Annotated in this window: 5 protein-coding genes; 3 read left to right on the top strand and 2 right to left on the bottom strand. The window is 55.2% G+C overall.

Translation table 11 applies throughout. The annotated features are described in order from the left end of the window. Window positions 1–92: 92 nt before the first annotated feature. On the top strand, window positions 93–560 hold the full coding sequence (locus P3T16_RS27130) for a hypothetical protein (protein ID WP_429344632.1): 468 nt from the start codon (window positions 93–95) through the stop codon (window positions 558–560). Here P3T16_RS27130 and P3T16_RS27125 read toward each other — a convergent pair. Together P3T16_RS27125 and P3T16_RS27120 are read right to left on the bottom strand one after the other, a co-directional pair. Then, window positions 538–930, bottom strand: a complete 393-nt coding sequence (locus tag P3T16_RS27125) for an IS607 family transposase (protein WP_429344631.1) — start codon at window positions 928–930, stop codon at window positions 538–540. The genes P3T16_RS27130 and P3T16_RS27125 overlap by 23 nt on opposite strands. A gap of 214 nt (window positions 931–1144) precedes the next feature. After that, window positions 1145–1765, bottom strand: a complete 621-nt coding sequence (locus P3T16_RS27120) for an FMN-dependent NADH-azoreductase (RefSeq protein ID WP_429344630.1) — start codon at window positions 1763–1765, stop codon at window positions 1145–1147. Window positions 1766–3693: 1928 nt separating this feature from the next. On the opposite strand from P3T16_RS27120, the gene P3T16_RS27115 reads away from it, so the two are divergent. Both P3T16_RS27115 and P3T16_RS27110 read left to right on the top strand, forming a co-directional pair. Continuing rightward, window positions 3694–4272, top strand: coding sequence for an acyloxyacyl hydrolase (locus P3T16_RS27115; protein ID WP_429344629.1), 579 nt, complete (start codon window positions 3694–3696; stop codon window positions 4270–4272). Window positions 4273–4954: 682 nt separating this feature from the next. After that, window positions 4955–6523 carry an MFS transporter gene (locus P3T16_RS27110; RefSeq protein ID WP_429344628.1) on the top strand — a complete coding sequence of 523 codons (1569 nt, stop codon included), beginning with the start codon at window positions 4955–4957 and terminating at the stop codon, window positions 6521–6523. Window positions 6524–6629 lie beyond the last annotated feature (106 nt).

The raw sequence follows: 6629 nt of genomic DNA, 5'->3' as shown, positions 1-6629 counted from the left end.
TCTTGAGACCCTTCGAAATCGCGTTTCGGGGCCATTCTGAGTGGCCTCATTATGCCGATCATCCCCGGCTCGATTACGCCGATCCGTGACACATGCTCCTGGTGTTGTGGGGCCTAGCGGGAACGGTCACCAATCTGCTTACAGGCCGTGTGCTTGACAGGATCGGCTCGCGCAAGGTGATCATCGTCATGCTCATCGCGGTGATGGCTGTCATTATTTCGATGCCTTGGTCCGGGACTCACCTGTGGAGCGCGGCAATCGCCGTCACTGTCTGGGGCGCTTGTGCCTGGGGCCTGCTTGTCCCGCAACAGTTCCGCCTCGTGACATTGAATCCTGCGATGGCTCCGGTGCTGGTGGGACTCAACACCTCGGGTACATACATCGGAGTATCAATCGCAGGCGTAATCGGCGCTGCCGCAATCCCGATTATTGGCAGCCACAATCTTGGCTATCTTGCAAGCGTGATGGTCCTCATTGCACTACTCGTCTCTGAACTCGCTACCATGCGCATCAATGCGGTTGCCAACACCAAAGGCATTAAAGCTGCCGCCACTGCCTGACCAGCGGAAACAGTTGGTACGACGCCATGTTTTCGCCAAAGACGGTCAGATGGAGTGCGTGAATGGCTGGATCAGTGATGACCTCGACATCAGTGAAGCCCGCTTCGGCACAGTGCCTTTCGAGCTTCGCAGCCTGAGTCCTGATCTGTTCGCTTTGGTCATTTGATGAAACACGGGCGTAACAGACGGTCTTGCCTGCGACAGCTGGCTCAGCGCCCAGGGTGGCGCGCACCGTGTCCCGCTGGTATCGCCGATGGTCGCTAGGAGTCCGGCCGAGGGGCATCAACGGGCCCTGTCGATGCCAGCGTCGCAGCGTGCTTACCGCTACGCCCAGTTCTACCGCCGTTTCGCCAATTGATAGAAGTCGCATCCGATATCGCCGGGAAGATACCCGGTGTTCTTAAACGCGATGAGCAGGTTTGCACAGACTCAGCGCCTACTGCTACAAACCCCGGCGCGATGCGCCACCGGCTGACTGCCTTTGCGCTACCGAGAAGCCTCCGATGGAAGCTGTCTGCTCTGCGCGACGGACTTTTTGACTGCGCCGACACGGTCGCGCATTGCCACCTCTACCTAGTGAAGGTTTAGCGGATCGCAGCAGCCTTCGCAGCGTCCAGCGCTGCACGTAGCGTACCTTCCGGATCAGTGGTCAACATGTTTGGCTGATAGCGCACACTCGCGACGTCTTTGACGCCGATGAAGTCAAGCCACTCATTGAAATAGGTCGAGTGGAAGTCGGTACCAAAGCCCTTTGGTAACCCTTCAGCATAAACTCCGCTTGAATAGATTGCCGTCGCACGCTTGTTCTTGAGCAAGCCGTAGGAACCTGTCTCCGACTCGAATCCGAACGTCAGTCCCGGTTGCGTGATGATGTCGATATAGAGCTTCAGACGATAAGGAATTCCGTTGTTCCACATCGGCACGGTAAACAGGAAATCGTCTGCGCCAGCGAAGTGGCTGGTAATCTTGACAATCTCATCCCAAGCAGTCTGCTGGTCACCATTCATTGCCGCATCGCCAAAAAAGCTCAACTTCGCAGCAGCACGATCACCGTCAAATTCTGGCAATGCAGCTTGCCAAAGATCAAGTTCTTCGATTTCCGCATCCGGATGTTTTGCACGATAGGCATCGAGGAAAGCCGCTGCCACTTTAGCTGAGCGCGCGCTGTCACCACGAGGGGATCCCTTCACATACAGTAACTTCATGATTCCGTTCTTCCTTTCAAGGACAAAAATGACCACATTTAAGAACGCCACGCATTTCCAAGCGCGTCAACGATCTTGCTCCGACCAATCCAGCAGATTCGCATCTCACGCGACTCATCTGACCTCCACGCAAGATTCACGTATCGCAACCATTCGTCGTAGTTACGGGTAGCTCGGATGCCTGGAGGATGCGTTCGTAGCGAATCCCGCTGTATAAGATTGGCGCTTCACCTGTTGCGTGAACGTGGATCTTCTCCACTAGAAAACTACTAACCGCGTTGATCCGTGCGATCAACGCATCATGGATGCACTCGAACGCCCTGCTCACGTAGCGAAAGCTTTTCAGCTGCACGGCGAATTCTTGCATATGTTTCGCGATGCAACTTACCCAGTATTCAGGAAACTATTCGCCATTTTTCGAACAATGCCGTACTGCTGCATGAGCTGCCATAGCAGGCTTATGCAGTTGGTCTTTCCCGGAATTCTTTATTTTTTGCGTGGGTCGCACTCGTGCAGAACATCATTCTGCGCGCTGGGCCTTCCCAAGCCCACCTTCGAGTGCTCAACGCCGTTGCAGATCGACAAGATACTTCCGGGAGCCAGTCGCCCGAGGAAGGACACGCAAAGGCCAAATATCTGTCGTCGACTAACGACCTGCTTCAATGCCAAATTTCGACGTATTGCTCGAAAAATAGCGCTCGTCCAGGAAAGAAGCGAGGATCATTGCCGTCGCATTTGGTGGAGCCTTTCTGTCTATGTGACGCGGCATGTAGATGTTGTCTCCGCGTTTTATCCGCGATTCGCCTAAAGACCTCGGCCTTCAGGTCGAGGATGAAAGGCGGGTGTAGACAGCGAAGCTGGAATGGTGTGATTTTTTAAGGAGAATTCCAGATGTGCCTATACGAAGAAACAACCGTGACGGCATATGCAGCAAACTACCCGCGTTCTCCACCTCCGACTCAAAGACAGGCACACCCGTGTGCTGCAGGAGCAGGCACGCGCAATCAACTTCCTCTGGAACCACTGCAACGGGCTGTCGACGAAGGTGTGGGAGCGGGAGCGGCGGTTCCTCTCGGGCTACGATTTCTACCCGTTCACGAAGGGCGCCGGCACGGCAGGTAGTGATTCCATCGGTGTTCCATGTACAGCTTTCTTTGTTGCAGGACGCTCTCCTCGTCGGCCTGCCATACTTTACGCGAATAGCCAACTGCTGGGACGGCTCAGAGTTTGTCTTTTCGAGATGACTGATGGATTGACGCCCTCCCCGCCCTCAGCCTACGACCGCCGCGCCCGGCGCGGGAAGGACGGGGATTCCTACTGCCAGACGGCGACGTCCCGCCGCAAGAATGTTCTCTAACGTGTTGACGTCGCGATGATGATACGCGCCACACTAGGGACAGGTCCATTCTCTTATTCGCAAACCTTGCAGGCCCTTCGGGCCTGTGCGCCTGTTACAGCAGCTACAGGTCTGGGTTGAATACGCTTCATCGACCTCATCATGTTTTTCGAAAAACTCGTCATCTATCGTCCAACACAATGACCATGTGTCTTTCGCCAGGCTAGGTGTCGCACGCGCGACATCAATCAAGTTGTCAATGAGGCTTGATTCGTCGTGGAAGGCTGCACGCCTGGAACAAGAGACGCAACGTCGGTCGGTACCCACACCTAACGGATAGCCGATCTATTCTTGAACGTAGATAGCGGATAGCCATCATCTCCTACATAGGCTGAGTACAACAAGAAAGGATCTGGTGAGCGAGCGTGATGCTCTTCTCCATTTCTGCTGACTCTCAATTTCTTTCATGCTGCATTCAAGCAAGGAAAGGTGCTGGTTTTCTGCTTCGTTCTGCGACTTCGGGTAAGCTGTGTCTCGGTGCTGTACCGCAACGCGACACTAATAACTCCAACTCCGAACAATGACTTTAACCATGCTCCAACGTTCATGTTGCACCATTCTTCAGAAATTCGGACATTGCGGAATTTTGACAATATTGCCCATATCGTTGTTGCTACAACCTCAGGCGGCCGTCGCAGATTCATGGGGCGTACAAGCCGCCGGCGGCGTTGCAGATCATCATGTAAAAAAAGCAGACTTGGGCCTCGTGTGGGACCCCAACTGGACATGGTGGGAGATCGGTGGCTGGCACTTTGCATTTGTGGCCGAGGGTCATGCCGCGTACTGGCATACAAACGAAGGCAACGTCCACGATAACATCTTCGAATTCGGCGCTACACCCGTGATTCGATTTATCAGAGGCTCAGGTCTGGTACGCCCGTTTGTCGAAGCGGGTGTTGGCGTGAGGCTCATCACCCATCCGCGCATCTCCGAATCATATACGCTGTCGAGCGCGTTTCAGTTTGCAGATATGGTTGGCGTCGGTGCTCAGTTCGGTTCGAAGCAACAGTACCAGGCTGGCTTTCGTTTTCAGCATCTGTCAAACGCGAGCATCAAGGAGCCGAATCCAGGTATCAATTTCAGTGAGATATACCTGCAGTACAACTTTTGACGGCTGAACATCGTAGAAAGCGACGCAAATCGATTGATTGCCTCATCGGTCGAGAATCGACGCAATGAGTTTTTTCTACAGTAGCGCAACGGCGGCGCGCCACGTGGGCAAGCTCGTGGTCATATAATTTTTCCATCTACAGTGTGATAGGCGCGCCACCTGGACCCCGCTCATCCTCTATCCTTCTATTCAACAATTCTGTCGCGATGGTTTCTGCACCTGGCGATTCCTCCAGCAAGGACGGTGTTGCCCATCATGACGTCAAGCAGATTTCAAGAGACGTCGTAACCTTCTTGTTAGCCACCTGCTTTCGTACGAAGGCAGATCTCTAACCGGCCTTAAAAAAAGCCCACTCAACGAGAGTGGGCTAAGCCGGAGCTGTAGTCTGCCCCTGTACCAGCGAGCAAACTCAGTATCTCAGCAATGGGGAAACTCTGCAGAAAACCATCGTTCTTGCGGCGTCGATTGATTACTTATCGCTTCGCGATCCACAGTCATGCTTTCTTTGCCTTGACGTCAGAAACAATATCGAAGCTTCGGAAGCGCCCGATATTCACGAGGCGTACACTTATACTCCTGTTCATACTTCGCGCAGGAGGTGCTGGATGTCATTGCGACACATCGCCAAAGATGGCAAGGCTGGATGGCAGCCAGTGCGCGGAGCGGGAATAGGGACATCGTCATGACTCAATCAACTATGCGTGCGGCTAAAGAGATATCTGCGCGACGGCTGTCTGGCCGCAAGCTTCGCATGTTGCTGTGTTGCGCAGGAGCTCCGTTCCTGATCATGCTTGACTCCAACATCGTTGCGGTTTCGCTTCCATCAATCGCTCGGGATCTGCACGGTGAATTTACCGATGTGGAGTGGGTGGTCACTGCCTACATTCTTCCGTTCGCCGCGTTACTGATACCGGCAGGTGCCTTGGCTGATCGCCTCGGACGACGACGCATGCTGCTTCTCGGCTTGTCAGTCTTTACTCTCGCGTCCCTGCTCTGCGGCCTTGCTCCCACCTTGGGTGTGCTTGACGGAGCGCGCGCGCTACAGGCCGTGGGCGCCTCGCTTCAGCTTAGCGCATCGCTTGCAGTAATTGCTCATGGCTTTCAGGCCAATGAACGCGTTCGCGTATTTGCAATCTGGGGTACTGTGATGGGCGTAGCGCCATCTCTTGGGCCTGTTGTGGGCGGCCTCGTCACGTCCTATCTAGGTTGGCGTTGGGCCTTTCTCATCAACCTTCCTATCGGCGTTTGTCTCATCTCGCTTGTCGTAGCATCAGTTGATGAATCACGAGATCCCAACGTTGGAAAACTGGACGCCCCGGGTATTTTTCTCTTCGGGACAGGACTATTCAGTGTGGTGTGGGCCCTGATCAGCGCCAATAGTGTCGGCTGGGAAAGCACTACCACGCTAGTCAAGCTGATCGCTGGCGCATTACTACTTGTCGCTTTTGTCTTCGCGGAGCGGATGCATCCGCGACCGATGATAGATCTGTCTCTCTTTCGCGACCGAATGGTCGTCGGCGCTGCCATCTCCATGCTGGGTTACGCAGCGGCGGCGCAGGTCATGATGACCCTTCTCCCTCTCTACCTGCAGGATGCATTCAAACACTCGCCCGCAGTCGCTGGGCTGGCGATGATACCTTTTGCCATCCCGCTGCTGATCGGCCCAAGTGTCGGCGGGAAGCTGGCTATGCACATGTCGAGTCGAGCGATCCTTAGCTTCGGATTGGGGTTGGTCGCGCTCGGCGACGCGGTCATCTCTGCCACGATATTTGTCGGCCTCGGATACTGGGCGGCGGCGGTCGGCATGATAATAACGGGATCGGGCGCTGGACTGCTGAATAGCGAGACAACAAAAGCTCAGGTTAGCGCCGTGCCGCCCGAACGAGCTGGGATGGCCTCTGGCATCGCAGGCGCGACCCGTTTTGTGGGCATTATTATCGGATTGTCAGGTCTCGGTGCCGTGCTCGCGGCCGTCGCCGAGGCAAGTCTCCACCGGCTCGGAGCGCCACTTGTCCCTGGACAGATTGTTGATTGGCATGTGTTGAGCTTGCGTATCGTGGGAGGAGATGCGGCCGGCGGCCTGTCTGACCTGCCTGTGCAGACCCGCTCCACGATTGAGCAGGCAGTGCGTACTAGCGTAGCGCACGGTTTTGGAGCGGCGCTTGCGGTCGGCGCAGTAGTCGCGGCACTCTCTAGCGCGTCAAGTTGGCTGCTGATTTCTCCACGCAGTGGTTCGAAAGCACAAGCCTGAGGGTTGCGGGCCTCTGCGCGCTAGCGTAGGGGCCAATTCAGCTTGTTTTTTGCGAAGAAAAGAGCGTCCTCTGTTTTGCTGCTTCCGCAGGCCCACAGGGCGCTGA

The sequence above is a fragment of the Paraburkholderia sp. GAS42 genome (assembly GCF_050436565.1).
Classification (GTDB): Bacteria; Pseudomonadota; Gammaproteobacteria; order Burkholderiales; family Burkholderiaceae; genus Paraburkholderia.
Note: the sequence above shows the minus strand (reverse complement) of the source record. Positions and strands in the feature narration are given on the sequence as shown.